This is a genomic window from Rhodococcus sp. NPDC059179 (assembly GCF_042754885.1).
In the GTDB taxonomy this organism is placed as follows: domain Bacteria; phylum Actinomycetota; class Actinomycetes; order Mycobacteriales; family Mycobacteriaceae; genus Rhodococcus_G.
Genome location: NZ_JBHZBV010000005.1, coordinates 288,841 through 310,944, shown reverse-complemented (window position 1 = coordinate 310,944; position 22,104 = coordinate 288,841). Strand labels below are relative to the sequence as shown.

At 67.6% G+C, this 22,104-nt stretch carries 23 protein-coding genes; 2 read left to right on the top strand and 21 right to left on the bottom strand.

Translation table 11 applies throughout. From position 1 onward, the window contains the following. Positions 1 to 576 precede the first annotated feature (576 nt). Both ACFXMV_RS14015 and ACFXMV_RS14010 read left to right on the top strand, forming a co-directional pair. Complete coding sequence (locus ACFXMV_RS14015) at positions 577 to 990, top strand: hypothetical protein (protein WP_378500718.1); 414 nt, start codon at positions 577 to 579, stop codon at positions 988 to 990. A 355-nt stretch (positions 991 to 1,345) separates the two neighbouring features. Continuing rightward, the gene (locus ACFXMV_RS14010) at positions 1,346 to 1,963 is read left to right on the top strand and encodes a hypothetical protein (RefSeq protein WP_378500717.1); all 618 of its coding nucleotides are present in this window, start codon (positions 1,346 to 1,348) and stop codon (positions 1,961 to 1,963) included. Between the two features lie 41 nt (positions 1,964 to 2,004). Here the strand turns inward: ACFXMV_RS14010 and ACFXMV_RS14005 are convergent, their stop codons facing one another. The 21 genes from ACFXMV_RS14005 to ACFXMV_RS13905 all read right to left on the bottom strand — a co-directional run bounded on the left by ACFXMV_RS14005 (position 2,005) and on the right by ACFXMV_RS13905 (position 22,104). Beyond that, positions 2,005 to 2,604, bottom strand: coding sequence for a transglutaminase family protein (locus tag ACFXMV_RS14005; RefSeq protein ID WP_378500716.1), 600 nt, complete (start codon positions 2,602 to 2,604; stop codon positions 2,005 to 2,007). 136 nt (positions 2,605 to 2,740) lie between these two features. Next, on the bottom strand, positions 2,741 to 3,334 hold the full coding sequence (locus ACFXMV_RS14000; protein ID WP_378503381.1) for a nucleotidyltransferase family protein: 594 nt from the start codon (positions 3,332 to 3,334) through the stop codon (positions 2,741 to 2,743). Continuing rightward, entirely contained in the window at positions 3,331 to 4,182 is an 852-nt protein-coding gene (locus ACFXMV_RS13995; RefSeq protein WP_378500714.1) for a hypothetical protein, read from the bottom strand. Before ACFXMV_RS13995 ends, ACFXMV_RS14000 begins: the two co-directional genes overlap by 4 nt. A 25-nt stretch (positions 4,183 to 4,207) precedes the next feature. Continuing rightward, complete coding sequence (locus ACFXMV_RS13990) at positions 4,208 to 4,690, bottom strand: hypothetical protein (RefSeq protein ID WP_378500713.1); 483 nt, start codon at positions 4,688 to 4,690, stop codon at positions 4,208 to 4,210. Then, on the bottom strand, positions 4,687 to 5,235 hold the full coding sequence (locus ACFXMV_RS13985) for a hypothetical protein (RefSeq protein WP_378503382.1): 549 nt from the start codon (positions 5,233 to 5,235) through the stop codon (positions 4,687 to 4,689). The genes ACFXMV_RS13990 and ACFXMV_RS13985 overlap by 4 nt, the downstream gene beginning before the upstream one ends. Then, a complete protein-coding gene (locus ACFXMV_RS13980; RefSeq protein ID WP_378501354.1) occupies positions 5,232 to 6,533 on the bottom strand; it encodes an MCE family protein in 1,302 nt (433 codons plus the stop codon). The genes ACFXMV_RS13985 and ACFXMV_RS13980 overlap by 4 nt, the downstream gene beginning before the upstream one ends. Next, on the bottom strand, positions 6,530 to 7,636 hold the full coding sequence (locus tag ACFXMV_RS13975; RefSeq protein ID WP_378501355.1) for an MCE family protein: 1,107 nt from the start codon (positions 7,634 to 7,636) through the stop codon (positions 6,530 to 6,532). The genes ACFXMV_RS13980 and ACFXMV_RS13975 overlap by 4 nt, the downstream gene beginning before the upstream one ends. Beyond that, complete coding sequence (locus ACFXMV_RS13970) at positions 7,633 to 8,865, bottom strand: MCE family protein (protein WP_378501356.1); 1,233 nt, start codon at positions 8,863 to 8,865, stop codon at positions 7,633 to 7,635. Before ACFXMV_RS13970 ends, ACFXMV_RS13975 begins: the two co-directional genes overlap by 4 nt. After that, the gene (locus tag ACFXMV_RS13965; RefSeq protein ID WP_378503383.1) at positions 8,865 to 9,887 is read right to left on the bottom strand and encodes an MCE family protein; all 1,023 of its coding nucleotides are present in this window, start codon (positions 9,885 to 9,887) and stop codon (positions 8,865 to 8,867) included. Before ACFXMV_RS13965 ends, ACFXMV_RS13970 begins: the two co-directional genes overlap by 1 nt. Next, complete coding sequence (locus ACFXMV_RS13960; protein WP_378501954.1) at positions 9,884 to 10,921, bottom strand: MCE family protein; 1,038 nt, start codon at positions 10,919 to 10,921, stop codon at positions 9,884 to 9,886. The genes ACFXMV_RS13965 and ACFXMV_RS13960 overlap by 4 nt, the downstream gene beginning before the upstream one ends. Further along, positions 10,918 to 12,087, bottom strand: a complete 1,170-nt coding sequence (locus tag ACFXMV_RS13955) for an MCE family protein (protein ID WP_378501955.1) — start codon at positions 12,085 to 12,087, stop codon at positions 10,918 to 10,920. Before ACFXMV_RS13955 ends, ACFXMV_RS13960 begins: the two co-directional genes overlap by 4 nt. Before the next feature lie 9 nt (positions 12,088 to 12,096). Next, a complete protein-coding gene (locus ACFXMV_RS13950) occupies positions 12,097 to 12,948 on the bottom strand; it encodes an MlaE family ABC transporter permease (RefSeq protein ID WP_378503384.1) in 852 nt (283 codons plus the stop codon). Positions 12,949 to 12,952: 4 nt separating this feature from the next. Further along, entirely contained in the window at positions 12,953 to 13,693 is a 741-nt protein-coding gene (locus tag ACFXMV_RS13945; protein ID WP_378501428.1) for an MlaE family ABC transporter permease, read from the bottom strand. 62 nt (positions 13,694 to 13,755) lie between these two features. Next, positions 13,756 to 15,033 (bottom strand): cytochrome P450, encoded by a 1,278-nt coding sequence (locus tag ACFXMV_RS13940; protein WP_378501427.1) that lies wholly within the window; start codon positions 15,031 to 15,033, stop codon positions 13,756 to 13,758. 22 nt (positions 15,034 to 15,055) lie between these two features. Next, a complete protein-coding gene (locus tag ACFXMV_RS13935; protein ID WP_378501426.1) occupies positions 15,056 to 16,669 on the bottom strand; it encodes an acyl-CoA synthetase in 1,614 nt (537 codons plus the stop codon). 24 nt (positions 16,670 to 16,693) lie between these two features. Next, a complete protein-coding gene (locus tag ACFXMV_RS13930) occupies positions 16,694 to 17,950 on the bottom strand; it encodes a hypothetical protein (protein WP_378503385.1) in 1,257 nt (418 codons plus the stop codon). Continuing rightward, positions 17,944 to 18,495, bottom strand: coding sequence for a nuclear transport factor 2 family protein (locus ACFXMV_RS13925; RefSeq protein ID WP_378501873.1), 552 nt, complete (start codon positions 18,493 to 18,495; stop codon positions 17,944 to 17,946). The genes ACFXMV_RS13930 and ACFXMV_RS13925 overlap by 7 nt, the downstream gene beginning before the upstream one ends. Before the next feature lie 30 nt (positions 18,496 to 18,525). Then, positions 18,526 to 18,720, bottom strand: a complete 195-nt coding sequence (locus tag ACFXMV_RS13920) for a ferredoxin (protein WP_378501872.1) — start codon at positions 18,718 to 18,720, stop codon at positions 18,526 to 18,528. Continuing rightward, entirely contained in the window at positions 18,717 to 20,096 is a 1,380-nt protein-coding gene (locus tag ACFXMV_RS13915; protein WP_378501871.1) for a cytochrome P450, read from the bottom strand. Before ACFXMV_RS13915 ends, ACFXMV_RS13920 begins: the two co-directional genes overlap by 4 nt. Beyond that, positions 20,093 to 20,899, bottom strand: a complete 807-nt coding sequence (locus tag ACFXMV_RS13910) for an SDR family oxidoreductase (RefSeq protein WP_378503386.1) — start codon at positions 20,897 to 20,899, stop codon at positions 20,093 to 20,095. Before ACFXMV_RS13910 ends, ACFXMV_RS13915 begins: the two co-directional genes overlap by 4 nt. Then, positions 20,899 to 22,104, bottom strand: a complete 1,206-nt coding sequence (locus ACFXMV_RS13905; protein ID WP_378501839.1) for a cytochrome P450 — start codon at positions 22,102 to 22,104, stop codon at positions 20,899 to 20,901. The genes ACFXMV_RS13910 and ACFXMV_RS13905 overlap by 1 nt, the downstream gene beginning before the upstream one ends.

The window sequence follows — 22,104 nt, the reverse complement described above, 5'->3', positions numbered from 1 at the left end:
ACAAAACCTTGTTGGCCGCCGCGATGTTCTCCGCCCGCGCACACCCCGTCAACGCCGACAACGCGGCGGCTGCATCGTCGTAATCAACCACATACTCGGGAGTCGGGAGGCCCTCGTCGCAGGCGCTCTCACCTGCGGCGTTGCCCCGAGATTCCCCCGTGTCGAACATGTGTACGAGTCTACGCGCGGGCACCGACAGGTTTTCGACGACGGACCGCGACACGAAACGGCAATGGCAAACCCCGCGGATCGGTGAATCGAGAGACCCGCTGGCGTGACTCGCGGCGATAGGTGGCGGTGCTCTCGCGCCGTTCCTTGGCGTTCCAGAGGGGACACGCCCTCGCTCGGGATCGAGTCCTGATGATCGGGCAGGCAGTGCGCGACAGGGCGATCGAGACCAGCGCGGCTCGCGCCAAGCTTCACCCGGCCCAATCAGGCCACGCCGAACACGCGAAGGTCGGCCCAACCAGGTGATTCATGGTCGGGGAGACCCGTCGCGGATGTAGGCTGACAGCATCCTTCGGTCGGCGCCGGTATTCGCGACCGGAACGGGCCACCAGGCAGGGAGGTCCGTCGATGAGGCACCGTCACCGCCTACGCCGAGCATCCATCGTCGCCGGAGCCGGTGCAGCACTGCTTCTCGCAGCACACCCGGCCGCCGCCGCACCGACCGACACTGTCTTCCCCATTCCCGTCGCCGGCCTCAGCGTCGGCGTTACCGGACTCCCGAGCTCGGGCTACTTCTACCTGACCGCCACCACCGATACTGAAACTCCGGGAGTGACCCGCTTGGGGCCTTACACCGGCGTCCACGTCCACTGGCGAAACATCTCCACCGGCGCAGCGGGTGTCGCATACCTCGGCAACCGCTACGGCACATCGGTCGAGACCGGTTCCGGGACGGTGGTAGCCGTGGCCACGGTGCCCGACGGGCCCGGCTACCGGATACTCGCCAGCACGCCCGGCGCCGGTGTCTGGAGGGTCCCCTAACCGACCCAGCAGCCGCCCCCGGGACCGGCTGGAGCTGCTCGAGGCGTTGAGCGGGGGCCTCACCGGCACGGGCACACCTCCGACTCCGGCACCCACTGATCCATTTCAGAAGCGGGAGACCCGCGCGCCCTCCCGGACCGCGGGCCGTCGCCTACCAATTCGGCCTACCAATTCGTCGATGCAGGACGGCAACCGGATGAGCAGGAAACCAGCAAAACAGCGATTCAATCCCAGGCGCGGGGCGCGTAATCTACGATGTGGCGCTTCTTGGCGACCCTGTGAGGCTTCTTGGCGCTTATCAGCGCTCCTTGTCGCCCCGGTGCCACGCCGAACAAACCCGAGGATAGGAGCAGAGATGCGTATCTTGCGTGCGTTTGTGGGAGCTGTCGCTTCGGCGATCGTCCTGGTTCTGGCGCTATCTCTTCACGGGCCCGTGCCGACTGCTCAGGCCGAGTGCATGAGGATGCCGTACTTCACGCCCTTCGGATATGCCAACTTCGATTTCCCCCCGCGAATCGTCGCGGTACTGAACGAAAACGAGATCGCGGTCGAAGGCATCGCACCGTTCCAGGCCAAGCCCGCAAAGACCGGTCTCTATCTGCCGATCGGCTCATTCAACAACAACCATGTCGACGCCTGCATGGGCGTGTACTACCCCGGCGGGCCGAGATTCGTCAGCAAGACCGGGAACTCGGTTTCGGCCGAGAACATCTGGCTGCGGATGGACGGCGCCTACGCGACCGTGAGGATCAACGGGGTCGCCCAGGGCGAGAGGATGGTCGCCACCTACAACATGAATGAGATGATGCCGACGCTCATGACGCCGCACGGTGGCGGGATCGGCCCCACGTATTGGCCATTCCGCTTCACCCCATATTTCGCGCAGGCCCTCAACGAGGCTGCCGGCGCCAACCTCGTCACGGCTGGTGAGGTGTTCGCCAACCTCGACGCCGTCGGGAAGTTTGTGCCCTGATCTGCCACGATGCCCGAGGTTCACAGAGTCGGCGTCAGCTGTCAGACGCTCGTGGGCAATCCCGCGTCATAGAGCGCGAGCACGTCTGTCGCCCCTCGGAGCGTGTCGACGACACACGGCGCCGGTGAGACGAAGAGCTGCGGATAGTCGACCTCCCCAAGGCCACGGTCAACCTGCCAGGCGAGTTGTTCCGAGTCGACCGAGAACTGCGCGTCGACACCGTCCTTGTTGCCGCGCGGATCCTGGCGGTGCCAGGCGCCATTGAGGTAGATCGCGACCAACCCGTGCAGAACATGTCCATCGCCATGCGTCAGGCGCTGGTAGCACAGGCCGGTCGGGATCCCTTCGGATCGCAAGAGGGCCGCCAGCAGGTGCGACTTGGCGTAGCAGAGTCCGACGCGCTGCGAGAGAACTTCGCCGGCGGTCAAGGTGACCCGCGGATCCTGGACATCGTAGGAATGTCCCACCTCGTCTCGCACCCATTCAAAGGCAGTCTTGGCGAAGGGCACGTCGCCACCTGACCGCTCCCGCAACGACACCGCAAGCGCTCGGACGGCACGGTCCTCGACATCGACGAACTCGTCGCCGCCCAGATAGTCCCCCGGAGGTGCTGTTTCGAGCGCCACATCATTGGTTGCCATGCCGAGAACATTCGGGAGTCCCGGTCACACAGTCAAGTCCACAATTGAGGAATTGGGAGACTGAGTGGGGTCCACAGGTTCTGATGAACACTCCGAGATGCGAGCTGCCGCAGATCAGCGGATCTGCCGACGTCCGTCAAGTCAGGACCTCCCACGGAATGACCTTCAACCGCGGCCACTCCGTCTGCCACCGGGCTGTCTTGGCCTCGTAGACCTCCCGGGGCGCCATCACCGGATTGGGCCGCACAACCATGTCGAAGAGGTCATCGAAACCGTGCGGTGCGTAGACCCGGAGGGTTCCGCCCTGATCTCGGGTGATGCCAAAACAGCACGTTGTGGACGCGAAGTGGTCAATCGCGTCTGTGGAGCTGGTGAATGGCACAGCGGGAACACCGAAATGATCCTCGTACCAGAGATGCACCCGGGCCTCGTTGCGAACCTCGACAACCTCCACAATGTCGCGGAACAGCACCTCAGCCTTCCTGATGATCCGGTCCTCGGCGTCGTAGCTCAGGTCGCTCCGGTCGAAATAGAACAAGTCGTAATCCTTGATGCCGGCGCGGAGATCGCGTCCGTCGAGGTGATTCCAGACCGTCTGGAACACCCCGCCTGCGGTCAGATACCAGTCGCTCACACCCAGATCGCCCGCCCGATCGACGATCCGCCGGCACACAGGATTCTCGAGCACGATCTCGAGCAACCGCTGCTCCTCCGCGATTCGTGACGTCATTCCAGCTCCTCGAGCGTCCGCCTCGCCTCTTCGACCCGCTCCCGGGCTCGCTCCAGTTCGCTTTCACTCTGAGTCACCGTCCCCGCCGCCGCGGCCGCCGCGCTGCGGGCGAACTGCCGCTCCTGCTCGGCGCGCTCGAGTTCGCCCCGGAGCGCACTTATCCGAGTGTCGAGCCCCGCGGCGTCCTCCGATGCCCGCTCGAGGGCTGCCCGTGCCTGCTCGGCGGCACCGGCCGCTTGCTCCAGGTCCGCGGTGGCCTCGGCAAGTTCCGTGCGGGCGGCTGGCAGCCGGTCCACCTCCACCTCGACCTCGACCTTCGGCTTCGGACCTACTGCCGGTGCGGCCACCCGCTCCTCCGCGACGACGCTCAGGCCCGCGGGGCCGAATCCGCTGTAACTGGCCGCGGTGACCATGCGTCCCGCCCGGACCCGCTCCGCCACCTCCGGATCCGCGAGGGCCGCGTGCAGCGTCTGCCCGACCTCCCGCAGCGAATCCTCCCCGACCTTGCGCCCGCGCTCCGCGGCCAGAACGCCTGTCCGCCGGGCGAGCGCGCGGACGACCTGCTGGCGCTGCGAGGAAAGCAGTCGCAAGTCCTCGCCGGACAGCTGCCGCTGGGCGGTGCGGAGCTCCTCGCCCAATCGAAGCAGCGCCGCCATCTCATCCGGCGACTCGCGGGCCAGGAGGTTCACCAGCCAACCGACCGTCGTCGGCTTCCGCAGCCCGGTGATCGCGGTCGCGAGCGCCCGGTCTCCGCCCTCGCGTGCGCGGGCTGCGTATCCCGTCCTGGCTTCGACGAACTCGGCGGGGTCGAGGCCGTAGAGCTCGTCGGCAACGTCGTCAAGGTCCACGACTCGATCCTGTCACCAGTCCGGGTCAGATCGGGGTCATCGCGGCGACCAACCAGTCGTCGCCGACGCGCTGCATCTCCACGATCACCCGGCTCGCCGTCGAGGTCGGCGCAGGCGATCGGGTGCTCGTGGTGATCTGGTCGACGAAGACGAGCAGACGCGCATCATCCGCCGCACCGCTGAGGTACCCGATCTCCGCAATCCTCGCCCTGGTGCTGATTCCCTCTCTCTTCGATTCCGGTGCAACGGTATTCGCGGCGTACTCGCGGAACCCGTCCGCGAACGTGCCCGTCGCGCCGAGGGCCGCCTCGTCGAGGTCGACATCGACGGTCGCGGAGTCGTAGCTGAGCAGCGTCTCGAGCCGCGCAGGCGCGGCGGCCAGCGCCTCGCCACGGGCCGCCTCCCGTGCCGCCGTCTCCCTGTTCGTCCACACCAGCCACGACGTCACAACCAGCGACGCGAGGATCACCAGGACCGCCAGCGCACCCGCGACCCGGCGCCCGCTCACGGCACGAACTCCACGCTCGACATCAACAGCCGTCCCTCCACCTCGTCGATCGTCACCCGCAGCCGGTAGCTGCGCGCGGTCGCGGTCGGGCTGTCGGCGTTGCCGACCTGCGCCGAGGCCGCCACGATCACGACCCCCGAATCGCCGTCCTCGCTCACCAGCGCGGCGGAGTCGATCCGGCCGTCCGAGTTCACCGCCGCGTCCCGGATCGACGCCGCGAAGCCGACCGAACCCCCGCTCAGTTCCTCCGCGAACGCACCGGTGCTTCGCTCGCGCAGCTGCGCCAGGTCGTCATCCGCGGAGTCGGTGTGCACGTCGATCAGCGCCAGCACGCCGTCGTGGGCGGCATCGACCAACTCCTGCCGGTGTGCCTCGCGTGAGCGGTCGGCCAGGTATGTCGTGGTCGCCAGGACAGCGGCGACGAACAGCGCGATCACCGCGGAGCAGGCCAACGCGGACAACACGATTCGACGGCGTCCCCACGACCCGCGGGCCACTTCCTCCGCCACACCCGGGTCGGCGGCCTCCGTCTGGACGCCGGTCACGGCCGTGGTCCCGTCAGCAGCTGCTGCCAGCCCGGCTCCCCAGCGGCCGGGGCGAGGTCGGTGTGCCGGGTACCGGCGGGGCCCGCATACAACTCGTCCGATGCATTCGTGCCGCTCGGGACGAACGGCTCAGCGCTGCGGCAGATCTGGGGGTTCGGCGCCCGCTTGCCTGGCACCTCGGTGCACGGGATGTTCCGAGAACCGCGCACCGCGAACTCCGAGTCCTGCGGCACCTTGCAATACAGATCCGGTGGCGTCTCCGGGACGCTCATCTGGGTGGGGTCGCGGCGCTGATCGGCGGGCAGGTACCCGGTCGAGCAGGCCGCCGGATCCTGCGCCTGCAGATGGAAGTTGACGTTCGCGGCCCCATCGGCCTGGCCACGCTGCACCACCGTTTCCTGGGCCGCCACCAGCGGCGGCAGGATCACCAGCACCTGCTCGAGAGACGCGTTGTAGGTGACCGCGACCTGCCCGGTACTGGTCAGATTCGCCAGCAGGACCGGCAGGGTCGGACGTAGATCCTGGAACAGGGTGTCGGCCTCGGTGGCGAACCCGGGCCCCTTGTCGAGGACGCCGCGCACCGACCCGTCGGCTGCTGCCAGCTCGCCGCTCAGGTGCGCCACGTTCGAGGTCCACTGCCGGATCTGGTCACCCGTCACCACCTGGGTGTCGAGCAGCGGGGCGAGCTGCTGCACCAGGGTGGTGGCTGGCGTGGTCGCGGCTGACGCCTGGTCGATGAAGGAGGTGGTCGAGTCCAGCAACCGCGCGAGATCCGGCGCCTTGCCCGCGAAGGCCGCGGCGGACTCGTCGATCACCGCGCGCAGTTTGTCCCGGGGAACCGATTCCAGCATCGCCTTCGCCTGGTCGAGGACGGGTCCGATCTCCTGTGGCACGGTCACCTGTGTGGCCGCGATGACGTCGCCTTCGGCGAGGAACGGCCCCTCGGTGGTGGTCGGCTGCAGGTCCAGGTACTGCTCGCCGATCGCCGACACGCTGCGGACCGCGACCACCAGGTCGCTGCTGGGCACCGGCACCGCACTCTCCAGCGACAGCTCGGCGCGCACGCTGTCCGGGTCGAGCCGGACCTCGCGCACCCGACCGACGGTGTCGCCGCGGTAGGTGACGTTCGCATTGCGGTACAGGCCACCGGCATTGGGCAGTTCCACCGTCACCTCGTAGCGGCCGATGCCGAGCGCCGTCGGGACCCTCAGGTAGGAGACCGCGGCCGCGGTCATGCCGATCACCGCGATGACCGCGAAGATCGTCAGCTGTATGCGGACCAATCGTGTCAGGATCATCGGCCGCTCCCCTCCTGCTTCGCCGCGGCCGTCAGCGGCGCGGTCAACGGGTTGGTGGGCCTTCCGTCGGAGACCGACGGCGCCGGGCCGAACGGGGTGCCGAACCCGAGCCCGGACTCCAGCCTTGGCGTGGTCAGATCGATCAACGCCCACAGATTCGTGTAGTCGCCGCGCATGCCCTGATCGATGGTCGTCTGCGGGAACGGGAAGGTACTGAGGTTACCCAGATTGTTCATCAGGTCCGGCCCAGTCTCCACGACCTTGGCCAGGGTCGGCTCCAGGGCCGCGAGGTTGGCCTTGAGATCGTCGCGGGTCCGGTTCACCAGGTCCGTCCCGACGTCGCCGAACCTCCCAACCGCGTCGAGGGCCACGGTCAGGTCGGCGCGCTGGGCGGCCAGCACCGCCATCGCCGGGTCAAGGGTCTCGAGGGCCTGACCGAGAACGTCTCGCTGCGTGTTGATCTCGCCCGCGAACAGATCCAGGTTCGCCATTGTGGTCACCATCGCGTCCCGCTGCCGGTCCAGGGTCTCGGCCAGGGAGTCGAGCTGCGACAACAGGTCCCGCACCTCGCCCTGGCGTCCGCCGAGCGCCTTGTTCAGTTCGGTGGTGATGGTTTGTACCTGGGCGAGCCCGCCGCCGTTGAGGACGACCGACAGAGCGGTCAGCGCCTCCTCTGTGGTCGGATACACCCCAGCCGAGGCCAGCGGGATCACGGACCCTTCGCTCAGCTCGCCCTCCGACCGGACATCGGTGGGTGGTGCCAGCGCGATGTGCTTGGATCCGAGCAGACTCGTCTGGCCGATCTTCGCGGTCGCGTTCGCCGGGAGCCGCACCGAATCCTCCAGCGACACGGTCACCCTCGCATGCCAGTTCTCCGTCTCGATGGAGCTGATGCTGCCCACCGTGACGTCATCGACGAGCACCGGTGAGTTCGGGCTGATCGTTGTGACATCGGGCATCTCGATCACCACCGAGAAGCTCCCCTCACCCCGACCCGCCGCACCGGGCAGTGCGACGGAGTTCAAGCCGCTCCATTGGCAGCCGGACAGCAGGATCGCCGCCGCCACCGCCGCGCCACCGATCCCCCACGCGCGCATCGTCATCGGATGCCCCTTCCCGGTGTCATCAGATCTGCCAGGCTCGGCGACACCGGAACCGTCGGCATCGTCAGTGGCTCCAACTGCGGTTCGCTGTACACCAATTGGTCCGGGGTGGCACCGAGCGCCCGCGTCGGGTTGATGCTCAGGTCCGGATAGTTGGCCTTGACGGTGTTCAGCAGCGGCCCGAGGTACTGGGCGCACAGTTCGGCACCCCTGGCGGAGGTCTCGTTCGCCAGGCCGGCGATCCCGCCGCAGATCAGGTCGATCGGGTTGCCCATGTTCTGGAAGGCGGGCACCCCGACCATCGCACCCTGCGCGGGCCGGTAGACGTTGTAGTAGTTCGACAGTGCCGTCGGACCGATGTGCAGGATCTTCTCCAGCCCGTCACGCTTGTCCACCAGCACCTGCGACACGTCCCCCAACTTCTTGACCTGCTCGGTCAACCCAGTCCGGTTCTGCGCGACGAATCGCTGCACGTCCGCGATCGCGATGTCCAGCTCGGCCAGCGCGGGCGCCAGTTGCGTTCGGCTGTCGGCCAGTACCCCCGTCACCGTCGCCAAACGGCCCTGGAACTGCACGATCTGCTCGTTGCTTGCGGCGAGTGCGGTGGTGAACGTCTGCAGGCCGCGGATCGTCCCGAACAGGTCGCCGCCGCTACCGGAGAGGGTGCTCATCGCCCTCGACAGCTCCACCACGGACTCGCCCAGCGCGGCGCCGTTGCCCTGCAACGCGGTTCCCGCCCCGTCGAGCAGGTTCGCCGCCGGGCCGCGGTCATCCCCCTTTGGCCCCAACGCCTCCGCAGCCCGGCCCAGTTCCTGCTTCACCCGGTCCCATTCGACCGGGACCGCGGTGCGATCGAGTCCGATCTCCGCGCCGTCGACGAGGGCCGGTGCCCCGTCCTCCGTCACCGCCGGGGTCAGCTGCACGAACCGCGCGGAGACCAGGGATTGCGCGACGATCACCGCCTTCGCATCCGCCGCCACCGGGACCGAGCGGTCCAGTTGGAGGCGCACCCGCATCCGGTCACCGTCCGGGTCGATGCCGATGACCCGGCCGACATCGACCCCAACCACGCGGACGTCGTCGCCGACGTACAGACCGGTGACGGAGGTGAAGTATGCGGTTACCCGGTAGTGCCGGAAGTGTTGCACCGCAAGGTAACCGGCCGCCACCATGGTGGCCGCCAGCACGAGCCCGACACCGGCCAGCGCCATCGCGCGCCTGGTCACCATCAGCGGACCTCCGGAATCGGCAGCGGGGCGGGCGGCAGCCCGAAAATCGAATTGATCAGCGGCTGGGTGAACTGTGCTGGCATCAGGTTCTGCACGTACGCGTAGTAGAACGGCCCGCTGGCGACGGTGTCGCCGAGGGTGCCGACGTAGGTGCCCAACCCGTCGATGCCCTGTGCCAGGTTGTCCCGGTTCTTCTGCAGGATCCCGACCACGGTGTTGAGCTTGTCGAGGGTCGGGCCCATCTGCGCCTCGTTCTCTCGCACGAGTCCGCTCAACTGCGTCGAGACCGCGGAGACGTTGCTGATCACCTCCGACAGGGCGCCCTCGCGGCGAACGAGTTCACCGAGCAGCGCGTTGCCGTCCACGAGCAACGCGTTGACCTGCGGGCCGCGCTCGGCGAGCAGCCCTGCCACGTTGTTGGCGTCGGCGAGCAACACCCGCAGCGTCTCGTCGCGACTGCTGAGGCTGTGGGAGATTCGGCTGACGCCGTCGAGGGCGGGCCGCAGGTTCGGAGCGCTGTCCGCCATCACCTTCCCCACCTCGTCCAGCGAGTCGGACAACCGGTTCAGGTCGATGTCCTCCACGGTGGTCGTCAGGTCCCCCAGCACGTCCGGCAGCGAGTACGCCGACCGGGTGCGTTCGAGGGGAATCTGCCCGCCGACCGGAACCCGGCCGTCGTCGGCCAGGTCAAGGGTGACGGCCCGCTTGCCGAGCAACGACATCGTGGTGATGGCCGCGGCGGTGCTCTCCCCCATGCCGATCGAGCCGTCGAGGGTGAAGTCCACCCGGGCACGACCGCCCTCGACTCCGATGCCCTCGACGGTGCCGATCTTCACGCCCGCCGCGTTGACCTCGTCGCCGACGGCCAGCCCGCTGGCATCGTCGAACACCGCGCTGTAGGGCACACCGGACTTCACGAACTGAAGGCTCTGGTACTGCAGCGCGGTCAGCACCACGGCCGCGGTGACGGCGAGGCCGATCACCCCCACCCGCACCGCGTGGCTCTCCACCATGTTCCTCATCGCGGCGCACACCTTCCGGTCTTCTGGTCGACCAGGTCGACGGTGATGGGCCTGCCGTCGGCACCGGTGACCTTCATCGCGATCCCGCACAGGTAGAAGTTGAAGAACGAGCCGTACGCGCCGACCCGGATCAGCTGCCGATAGTTCGAGGGCATCGACTCGACGATGCGGTTCAGCTCGCCCTGCTGATCGATCATCGGATCCAGGCTGGTGTTCAGCTCGGCGAGCGTGCCCTCGATGTTCGGCCGGGTGTCGGTGAGCAGGTCGGCAAAGGTGCCGGTGGCTGTGTTCACGCTCGTCACCGCGTTGCCGATCAGCTCGCGATCGGCGGCGAGCCCACTGACCAGTTGCTGCAGGTGGTCCAGGGTGCCGCTGAACTGCCCACCGCGACCGCGCAGTTCGCTCAGCACCCCGTCGAGGTTGTCGATCACGCGACCGATCAGCTCGTCCCGGTCCGCCAGCGTGTTGGTGAGCGAGCCGGTGTGCGCGAGCACCGACGACACGGTCCCCGACTGCCCCTGGAAGACCTCCAGCAGGGACATCGACAGCGCGTTGACCTGCTCCGGGTCGAGGGCCTGGAACAGGGGCTTGAATCCACCGAGTAGCGCATCGAGATCCAGTGCGGGCGCGGTCTGTTCGACAGGAATGGTCGCGTCCTCGGCGAGGGGCGCAGCCGTGCCCGGACTGTCGAGTAGCTCGAGGTACCGGTTGCCGACCAGGTCCTGGTAGCGCACCGCCGCCCGGGTCTGGGCGGTCACCGTGTTGCCGGAGTCGACGGTGAACTCCACCTGCGCCCTGCGGTTCTCGCCGAGCGCGACCGAGCTGACGGCGCCGACCGGCACCCCCGCGATCCGCACCTTGTCGCCCGATTTGAGTCCGGACACGCTGGTGAACTCGGCGCCGTACGAGGTGGCGCCGCCGCCGCGAACCTGCCCGAACACCAGGATCAGGCCCGCGTTCACCAGCAGCATGACCAGGACGAAGATCCCGAACTTGACGGTGTAGCCATGCACTTTATGTCCCAGTACCCTCATCGGACCGCCGTTCCGAACAGGTAGCTCATCAGGTTCGGCATCGCCGTGACCGGCTTGCCTCCGTTCGGCTGCCGCTCCGGGGCAAAGGGATTCACACCGGTGTCGGTCACCAGGTACGGGGCGTTGACGTTCGCGTCCAGCAGCGGCAGGCCCATGCAGTGCGGGCCGCCGGTCGCGGCGACCTTCGGCAGGTCGTCCGGGTACCGGTAGGGCTCGGTGCCCGAGATCAGGCCGATCGACATCTTGATGCCCGGCTGTCCGTTGTACGCGCCGTCACCGATCTTCTTGCTCTCCTGCAGACCGTGGAACATGCAGGGGATCACCGGCGAGTACTCCTCGAGCAGCACCATCGTCGGCCGCAGCAGCGAGACCACGTCGACGGCGGCGTCCTTGTTCTGGCCCAGCACCTCGCCTCCGGTGTTCGCCAGCCCGGTCACGTTGAGCAGCAACAGGTCCAGGTCCGCCTGCCGATCCAGCACCGTGTTGCCGGTGGTGGTCAGCGCGCCGAGCGAGCGCATCAGGTCCGGGGCCGCCCCGGCATAGGTGTCGGTGACCGGCGGCAGGTCGGTCAAGACCTGGTCGAGCTCGCCGCGGGCGGCCGCAAACTCGATCAGTGACGAATCCGCCTGGGACAGGGCCTCTCCGAGCCGGTCACCACGACCCTGCAGGGCTGTGGAGATCGCTCCGAGGGTGGCGTCCAGTTTCTCGGGCTGCACCGTGCGCAGCACCTCGGTGAGGTTCTCGAACACCGTGTTCATCTCCACCGTCACGTGTGAGGCGTCGATGGTGGAGCCAGCGGCCAGCCGCTCCGAGCTGGGCTGAGCGGGTGCGGACATGCTCACGAACTTGGCTCCGAACGCCGTGTTCGAGGTGACCTGCACGTCGACGTTCGCCGGGATCGCGTCGAGTGCCTCGGGGTCGATCAGCAGCGACAAGTGCGCGGTGGAATCACCTGCCTGCGTGATCGACTCGACCGTGCCGACGGTGACGCCCGCCATCTTCACCCTGGCTCCTGGGTCCATCACCAGGCCGGCGCGCTGCGCGACCACCGTCACCGGAACCCGTTCGGTAAAGGACTGATTGAACAGCGCCACGGCCAGAGCGACGATGCCCCCGACCGCGGCGACCAGCGCCAGCGCGGCGAGCTTGTACCCGTTCTTACGCATCTGCCTCCCCTAGCCGGACAGGTTGAAGTTGCCGGAACCGCCGTAGATGGCGAGCGAGACGAGCAGCGTCACCGCCACCACACAGATCAGCGACAGCCGGACCGCGCGGCCGACCGCGGTGCCGACGCCGGACGGGCCGCCTGCCGCGTGGTAGCCGTAGTAGGTGTGGATCAGCATCACCAGCATCGCCATCGCCAGGACCTGCACGAACGACCACATCACGTCGATCGGGTCGAGGAAGGTCGAGAAGTAGTGGTCGTAGAGCCCGGACGACTGGCCGAACAGCACCACCGTGGTGAACCGGCCCGCCAGGAACGAGGCGACAAGCGCCAGCGAGTAGAGCGGCAGGATCGAGATCATTCCCGCCACCACCCGGGTGCTGACCACGTACGGGACGGAGCTGATCGCCATCGACTCGAGCGCGTCGATCTCCTCACTGATGCGCATCGCGCCGAGTTGGGCGGTCGAACCCGCGCCGATGGTGGCCGACAACCCGATGCCCGCGATGACCGGCGCCGCGATCCGCACGTTGATGAAGGCGGAGAAGAACCCGGTCAGTGCCTCCACTCCGATGTTGCCCAGCGAGCTGAAACCCTGGATCGCGATCGTGCCGCCGGAGGCAAGGGTGAGGAAGCCGACCACGGCGACGGTGCCGCCGATCAGCGCCAACGCCCCCGTGCCCATGCTGATCTCGGCGATCAGCCGGAGCACCTCCTTCGGGTGCTTACGCAGCGCCCACGGGACGTGCGCGAGTGCGCGCACGAAGAACACCGCCTGCCTGCCGATGTCGTCGACGGTGCGGGCCGGGCCCGCGGCCCTGCTGCGGGCCCGGCCGAACTTGCCGGTCGTTGCCAGTGCCATCGCGTCAGCCCGCCGTCAGTCGGATGCCCACCGCGGTGACGATGGTGTTGACCACGAACAACGCCATGAACGCGTAGACCACCGTCTCGTTGACCGCCTCACCGACGCCCTTCGGCCCGCCACGCACCGTCAGCCCGCGGTAGCAGGCGACCAGACCGGCGAGCAGCCCGAACAGTGCCGCCTTGACCATCGAGATGGCCACCTCCGGCAGGCCGGTCAGCAGCGTGATCCCGTCCGCGAACGCGCCCGGGTTGACTCCCTGCAGGAACACGGAGAACACGAACCCGCCCGCGATGCCGATCACGCACACCAGCCCGTTGAGCAGCAGCGCGACCACCGTCGACGCGACCACGCGCGGCACCACCAGCCGGACGACCGGGTCGATGCCGAGCACCTCCATCGCGTCGATCTCCTCGCGGATGGTGCGCGAGCCCAGGTCCGCGCAGATCGCGGTTGCTCCCGCGCCCGCGACGATCAGTACGGTCACCACCGGTCCGACCTGCGTCACCGCGCCGAGGGCGGCGCCAGCCCCGCTGAGGTCGGCGGCACCGATCTCCCGGAGCAGGATGTTGAGGGTGAAGCTGACCAGCACGGTGAACGGCACCGCGACGAGCACGGTCGGCACGATCGACACCCGTGCGATCATCCAGCTCTGTTCGAGAAACTCCTGCAGCTGAAAGCGCGTGCGCACCAGGCCGACCGCGACATCGGCACCCATCCGGTAGAACTGACCGAGCCCGCGCATCGGTCCGGACAATCTCGTGTGGTCCACGCGCCCTCCCCTCGTCGTGATCCGCAATTGCGTCGCTAGTGCGCGACGGGACAGTGCCCGGCAGCGGCGCCCGAGCCGTAGTCGACCTCGAAACTCTTGATCCCGTTGATCCAGCCGGACTGCAGTCGACTTGGATCGCCGAGCTTGGTGATGTCGGGCATGTGGTCTGCGATCTTGTTGAAGATCAGGTCGATCTCCATCCGCGCCAGGTTGGCGCCGATGCAGTAGTGCGGTCCGGTCCCGCCGAACGCGAGGTGCGGGTTCGGGTCCCGGGTGATGTCGAAGACATTCGGATTCTCGAACACCTCCTCGTCGAAGTTCGCCGACCCGTACAGCAGTACCACTCGCTCTCCCGCCTTGACCTCGATTCCACCGATCTCGGTGTCCACCAGCGCCGTCCGCTGCATCGAGGTGATGGGGGACGCCCAGCGGATGATCTCGTCGGCGGCCGTCTTCGGGCGGTCTCGCTTGTACAGCTCCCATTGCTCGGGGTGCTCGAGGAACGCCATCATCCCCATCGTCGTCGCATTGCGGGTGGTTTCGTTTCCGGCAACCGCGAGCATGATGACGAAGAAGCCGAACTGCTCCGGCGTCAGCGCCTCGCCGTCCACGTCCGCGTGCACCAACTGCGAGATGATGTCCTCGGTCGGGTCCTCACGCCTCGCCTCGGCCAACTGGTACGCGTAGCCGAGGATCTGCGCCGACGCCATCCGTGACGCCCCCTCGAGGGTCTCGTCGTCGTACCCGGTCATCTGGTTGGACCAGTCGAAAAGCTGCATCCTGGCCTCCTGCGGGACCCCGAGCAACTCCGAGATCGCCTGCATCGGGAGCTCACTGGCCACCTCGACGACGAAGTCCCCGGTCGGGTTCGTCACCGCCGCACACGCAATCCGTTCCGCGCGCTCGTCCAGCGCCGAGCGCATCGCCTCCACCGCACGCGGGGTGAACAGCCGCGAGACCAGCTTGCGCAGCTGGGTGTGCTCGGGCGCGTCCTTGTTGATCAGGACGTGCTTGGTCACCTCCAGCTCCTCGGCCGAGATGTCGTCCTGGTGCCGCGGAATGGCCCCATTGATGTTGTTGGAGAAGTCCTCGGGACGCCGCGACACGTCGCGCACGTCGGCGTGCCGGGACACCACCCAGCAGCCGCCGTCGTGGAAGCCGCCGGTCCCGGGTTCCTGGGCGTTCCACCACACCGGGGCGCAGCGACGCAGTTGCGCGTACTCCGCCAACGGAACTCGCTCCCCGTACAGCTTCGGGTCGGTGACGTCGAAGCCCGTCGGCAGGTCGAGCGTCGGGGTGTTCAGCTCGGTCATGGATGGACCTTTCGTTGGGACGTCAGTCGATTCGGTGATCGGGTGCGTGCCCGGTGGCGTACTCCTTGGCCCACCGGTACTCGGGTTTGCCGCTCGGCGTCCGCTCGACCTCCGGCACGATCCAGAAGGACCGCGGAATCTTGTAACCGGCCAGTTGGCTGCGGGAATGCTTCTCGATGCTCTCGAAGTCGGGCAGTCCGTCACGCGCTCGCATCACGACGGCCACCCGGTTACCCCATCGCTCGTCGGCCACGCCGATCACGATCGCGTCGTAGACGTCGGGATGGGCCTTGACCACCGCCTCGACCTCCTCGGCGAACACCTTCTCGCCGCCGGTGTTGATCACCATGTTCCCGCGCCCGAGCAGGGTGACCGAGCCGTCGTCCTCGATCCGGGCGCGGTCCCCGGTGACCACGGCCCGCCCGCCCTCGATCTCGCGGAAGATCTCCGCGGACTTGACGGGGTCGTTGTAGTACCCGAGCGGCACGTAGCCGAGCTTGGCCAGCCAGCCCTCCCCACCGGGTCCGAGCTTGTTGTTGTCGTCGTCCACGACGACGGTGTGCCGGTGCGCCCCCACCTTCGGACCACCCTGCTGTTCGAAGCCCTTGGTAGCGAATCCGATTCCACCGAAACCGGTTTCGGAGGAGCCGACGGAGTCTGAGATCATCAGGTTCGGAATCGCCTCGAAGAAGGCGTCCTTCACCGCCGCGGAGAACAGTGCCGCACCGGAGGCGACCACGGCCAGGCTGGACGTGTCGGCCTGGGTGTTCCGATACGCCTCGACCAGCGGCCTGCCCATCGCGTCGCCGGTGATGACCATCGCTGTCGGGCGGTGCCTGGCCACCAGTTCCCAGGTGCGGACGGCGTCGAACTTCGGGTCGTAGATCACGGCGTTGCCCGCGAGCAGTGCGGTAAACGTCGGCATCAACGCCGAGGTGTGGATCAGCGGCGGCAGGATCAGCATCCGCATCGGCTCGCCCGCCGCCCCGGTACGGGACTGCTGGTACTCGTCGGCGATCGGCTCACCGGTGAAGAAGTCGAGTCCGCCTGCGAGCACCCGCCACATGTCCTCCTGACGCCAGACGACGCCCTTGGGCCTGCCGGTTGTGCCGCCGGTGTACAAGATGTAGACGTCGTCGCCGCTGCGCTCGCCGAAGCCGCGCTCGGGCGATGCGCCGGCCAGCGCATCCAGGTAGCGCACCGCGGCCGGTGTCTCTGGCTCGTCTCTGGTGACGAGTTCGTCGGGGACCTCGACCAGGTGCCGGATCCGCGGGACCTGCGGCAGCGCCTCGGCCACCCGCTCGGCGAATCCCCGATGGAACACCAGCGCGTCCAGGTCGGCGTTCTCGTAGAGGTACACCAACTCGTCGGTGGTGTACCGGTAGTTCACGGTGAGCGGCACCGCCCGAATCTTGAAGGCGGCCAGTACTGCGACCATGGTCTCGATCGAGTTGTGCATGTGGATGCCGATGTGGCTGCCGACGCCGAATCCGGCCGTTTCGAGATGGTGTGCCAGCCGGTTGGCGCGCTCGTCGAGCTCACGGTAGGAGACCTCCTCCCCCGAGGCGATCAGGGCGAGACGGTCCGGCATCGCGTCGACCGAATGCTCGAACAGGTCGGCGAACGTGTAGGCCATGCGAGGTCCTTCAGGGTCGGCCGCTCAGACAACATAGAGCGGCAAGGGAATTCCGCGGTCTTCGAACACAAAAGCGGCGCCGGTGCTGACCTTGGTGATCGCCACCTCAACGCATTCGGGTGCCGGCTCGTCGGTGAGGTCGACGGCGACCCGCAGGCCCGCGGGCTCCTCGCTCACCACCCGCACCGTGAAGCGCGGGTTCACCCCGCGCACCAGGGCCTGTAGGGCCTCGAGGTGCTCGCCGTCGATCACTGTCGGCCAACCGCCATCGGCGTCGACGAGGCCATGCCTGCCGATCCACAACTCGAGATTGTCGCCGTCGAATCGGATCTCGCTGTCCACGTACTGGTTCGGGTTGAGCAACGGATGCAGCGAGAGCACCGTCGCGAGTCCCCCGAGATCGTCGGGCAGCCCGAGGGCATCCCGGATCCGCTGTGCGGCGACGCCCGCGATACCGGTCAGCTGTTTGCGGGTGATCTCCACGGCCTTGTCCTCGTCGACCCGCTTTCGCACCGCGATGAGGAAGCCGAGTGCGAGCAGGTGGTGCTGCAGGCACACCTCCTCGGCGATGCGCACCAGCGCCGAGGAGGAGAAGTCCGCGAATCGGACATCGGTGAGCAGCGGTCCCGAGTAGTCGTCGTTCCCCTCGCCCGTGGTGTCGATCGGGCTCAGTTCCACGGCGACCGCGGCGGTTCGGCCGATCTGTTCGGTGTGCGACTCCATCACCGGCGGCACGTGCGCCTCGTCGATGATCACCGTCCATGCGCAGTGCGGGCTGCGGTCCGCCGGCGCGCGCGGTGGCCGGTGGATCGGCCGCACCTGGGCGTACGGGTTGGTGGCGAGCGCGGTCGCGTCGAAGGTCGGGTCCTCGATGTCGTGGCACATCGTCGTGACGTACTCGTCGCCGAGCGGTTCGACGTCCATCAGGGCGCCGCAGTGGTCCAGCCAGAACTCGCCGTGGCGGGGATCGTCGACCCTGTACCGGAAGTCCATGAACTGCGGCGGAGCCCCGATGTCGAGTTGCAGCCCCTTGAAGATGGTCACCACGTCGTCGCCCTCGTAGTTCAACGCCTTCTGCATCCGGCGCGTGTACCAGGGACTCGACGCCTGCCACTCCTCGATCGCGACCTGCCCCATGCCCTCCCGGCCGAATTCCACTATCAGGTGCGCCATTCCGGACCGGTCGATGAGCTGGCCGCACAGCAACAGCTCGGGCACCAGGGTGGCGAGGTCCGCACGGGCCAGGGCCTCGAACGAGCGCGCCGTCTCGGTGCTCACCACAGCGGGACCGGCGCGGTGCCGACCTTGTACCAGCCGGGCAGGTCCTTGCCCGAGACGGACCGCTGGATCCGGGCCTGCATGCCCTTCGAGAGCGCGTTGTTCTGGATCATCTCCATGAACAGCGCGGAGACGTTGCCGAAGTCGAAGAAGTCACGCTGCCAGGACCACTGGAAGTCGCCGCCGTACCGGAACCAGCTGCCGCCGATGCCGTACACGGCGTAGTTGCTGCCGTCCTCGCGCTTGGCGTCGGAGATCTGCTTCCACAGGCCGATCACGTTGCCGCTGCGCTCGTCGATCACGAAGTCCTGGTACGGGTACTCCCAGCCCTCGAGCCCGTTCATCTCCAGGCCGAGCGCCACCTCTCGGATCTCCTCGCGCCCGACCGCCATGAAGTCCTGCTTCGGACCGTAGTTCCAACCGTAGGTCGCGTCCTCGGTGTAGAACTCCGCCAACGGCTTCCAGTCGCCTGCGGCCTCGGCCTTCTTGTTTCCCTCCACCCAGCGCTGCACCATCTCGTCGAGCTCGGCACGGTCGAATCCGGTCATGTTGCTCTCTCCCTCAAGTGTGTGGTTCATTCAGTCCAGGGCGATCCGCAGGGCCTGCGTCGGGCAGTACCGGACGGCGCTCTCCACGTCGGCGCGCAACGACTCGGGTGGGTTCGGGTCGATGATCTCGACCTTCTCCCGGTTCGGTACCGAGAAGACGTCGGGCGCCTCCATCTCGCAGGCGGCGTGGCCCTGGCACAGGTCCAGGTCCACCTCGATCCTCATCGGATCCTCCTGCGGTAGCGCACCCTGCATGGCTGCTGCAGCTGCACGACCATCTTGCTGTGGTCGTTACGGTACGTGTCGGACGGCTGCGCCATCTCGAATTCATAGTCCCGCAACAGGATCGAGAAGATCGCCTTGAGCTGCATCTGCGCGAACGCGGCGCCGACGCAGCGGTGCCTGCCCGCCCCGAACGGAATCCAGGTCCACCGGTTGACGATGTCCTCCTGGTTTGGGTCGATATAGCGGCCCGGATCGAACTCATCCGGTCGCGGGAAGTCCTCCGCGATCCGGTTCGAGATCGCCGGGGTCGTCGCGACGAGGTTGCCCTCGTGGATCTGATAGCCGCCGACCTCGAAGTCGCCGCGGGCCACCCGCAGCAGGATGATCAGCGGCGGGTGCAGGCGGAGTGTCTCCTTGATCACCGACTCGAGTACCGGGATCTGACGCAGCGCATGGAAACTGATGTCGGCGCCGTCCGAGTACAGGTCGTCGAGTTCGGTCACCACCCGGTTCATCGCGTCGGGGTGCCGCAGCAGCTCGATCAGCGACCAGGCCGCGGTGCCGGAGGTGGTGTGGTGGCCGGCGAACATCATCGAGATGAAGATGCCGGTGATCTCGTCCGCGCTGAACCGCAGTTCGCCCTTCTCGTCCTTGACGGACACGAGAATGTCGAGCATGTCGCGATCTTCCTTGCCCTGCGGCGGATTCGCGATCCGACCGTTCATGATCTCCTGCACCAGGGCCACCAGCGCGACCCGGGCCTCGTCGCGGCGACGGAAGCTCTCGATCGGCGCGTAGGGATCGACGAAGGCGATGGCATCGGTGCCCTGTTCGAGCTCGTGGTACAGCTTGGCGAACCGGTCGTCGAGCTGGTCGCGGAACTTCTTGCCGATCAGGCAGGACGACGAGGTGTAGATGGTCAGCTCGGCGAAGAAGTCGAGCAGGTCGATCTCGCCCTCCTCGCCCCAGCCCGCGACCATCGCCTCGACCTCGGTGCCGATGGTGGCGGCGTGCCCCTTCATCTGTTCGCCGCGCAGCGCCGAATTGTGCAGCATCTCCTTGCGCCGTTCGGGGCTGGCGTCGAAGACCACGCCCTCACCGAAGATCGGCTTCATGAACGGGTACGCGGCCTGCTGGTCGAGGTCCCCATCGTCGGCGCGAAAGAAGAACTCGTTGGCCTCGGCGCCGGAGAGCAGTACCACCTCGCGGTCGGCGAGCTGGAAGATCCCGACGTTGCCGCACTCCTCGCGCACCCGGCGCATCAGGGCGATGGGGTCCGTGCGCAGCTCCTCGAGGTGTCCGTGTTCGTGCTCGCCGCCGGACACGCGTGGCGGGTTGGGCAGTGCCGTGGACTTCTCCTGCAATCCGTGTGTCATGTCGTCTCCTGCGAGGTGGTGGTCGGGAGCGGGTTGAGGGGCGCCTCGGGCTGGACCTCGACGAGGACCAGGTGTGCGCCGCGCGGGGCGCACACCACAGCGACCACGGCGTTCGCCATATCCGAGGCGCGCAGCATGTAGCCGTGGCGTGCGAAGCCCCACTTGGCCCACATTGCGGCGACAGGGGCGAGAATCTCGGGGGTGGAGTCCATGCCCATCCCGGTGAAGGTCGGGCCCGGCCGAACGATGGATGCGCGAATTCCGGTGCCCTCGAGTTCCATTCGCATCTGCCGCCCCATCGCTTCGAGGCCCGCCTTGGCCGCGTCGTACGCACCCATGCCGGGCCGCTGGCGGTCGGCGCAGTCGGACCCGATCAGCACGAAGTCGCCGCGTCTGCGCTCCCGCATCCCCGGCAGCACCCGGTGCGCCAGCCGCTGCGCACCGACCAGGTGCACGTCGATCTGCATGGCGAACCGTGCGGGGTCCATCTCGTCGGCCGTGCCGAACTCGAGGTCGCCTGCCCCGGAGACGACGATCTCCGCGGGCCCGAGCGCCGCCTCGGCCGCGGTGACGAAGGCGTCGACCGAGTCGTTGTCCGTGACGTCGAGGACGTGCGCGAACGCCTCTCCCCCGTTGCTGCGGATCTTCTCGGCGATCGCCTCGGTCTGCGCCACCCGACGCGCTCCGAGCGCTACCGGGTGTCCGAGTTCGGCGAGCGCGTAGGCAGTCGCCTCACCGATCCCGGAGGAGGCGCCGCTGATCAGCGTCGGCCGACGGTCGGGGTTGGGCTCGAAACGGGGCATCAGCGCACCTGCACCTTCACCGGCAGGGCCGCGAAGCCCCGCACGTTCGTCGAATGGACACGTTCCATCCCGGACTCGTCGACCTCGAATCCGGACACCTGGCGGGCGAACTCGGCGAGCGCGATGTTCGTCTCGAGCCGGGCCAGGTGGGCGCCGAGGCAGAAGTGCACGCCGCCGCCGAAACTGGCCAGCTTGTTGGTCGAGTTCCGGCCGATCTGGTACTCGTCGGCATCGTCGAAGACGTCGGAGTCACGGTTGGCCGAGCCGATCAGGAGCAGCATCTTCTCACCGGCAGGCACGGTCCGGCCGTAGTACTCGAGATCCTCCGCGGTGGTCCTCGCGACGATCTGACTCGACGTGTCGTAGCGCAGCGTCTCCTCCGTCCAGTCCGAGACCAGGCTCGGGTCCGCCAGGACCTGGGCCACCTGATGGGGATTTCGTGCGCCCCAGTAGAGCGCATTGCCCAGCAGTTTGGTGGTGGTTTCGTTGCCTGCCACCACCATCAAGAACATGAAACCGAGGATCTCGGCGTCGGATAGTTTGTCCCCGTCGATCTCCGCGTCGAGCAGCGCCGATGTGAGGTCCTCGGTGCGCGAGCGCCTGCGTTCGGCGATCATGTCCTTGTAGTAGGTCATCAGCGCCATCGAGGACTCCACCGCCGCCTGCGGGACGTCAAGCACGCCGTCCTCGCGGTGCACCACCAGATCCGCCATCCGGCGCAGTTCGGCGCGGTCCGACTGCGGGACGCCCATCAGCTCGGAGATGACGTCCATCGGAAGCTTGCCCGCGACCTCCGCGATCCAGTCGAACTCTCCCGCTGCGAGCGCGGGCGTCAGGTACAGCTGGGTCAGTTCCAGGATGCGACCGTCGAGTTCGGCCACTCGGCGGGGGGTGAACCCGCGAGAGACCAACTGCCGCAGTCGCATATGCCGCGGATCGTCCATCGCGAGGAAGGACATCACGTAGTGCGCGTGCGGGCCGTAGGCCGCCGGGTCGAGGGAGACGCCATTCGCGCTCGACAGTCGGCGGTTGTCCTTGAACGCGTCGGCGACGTCCGCATGCCGCGAGAGCGCCCAGAACCCGAGGTCCGGGTTGTAGTAGACCGGCGCCTCCTCCCGGAGTCGCTTGTACACGGGGTAGGGGTCGTCGTGGAACCGGTAGTCGTACGGATTGAAGACCACCGGGTCGATCAGTGCTTCGGTCAT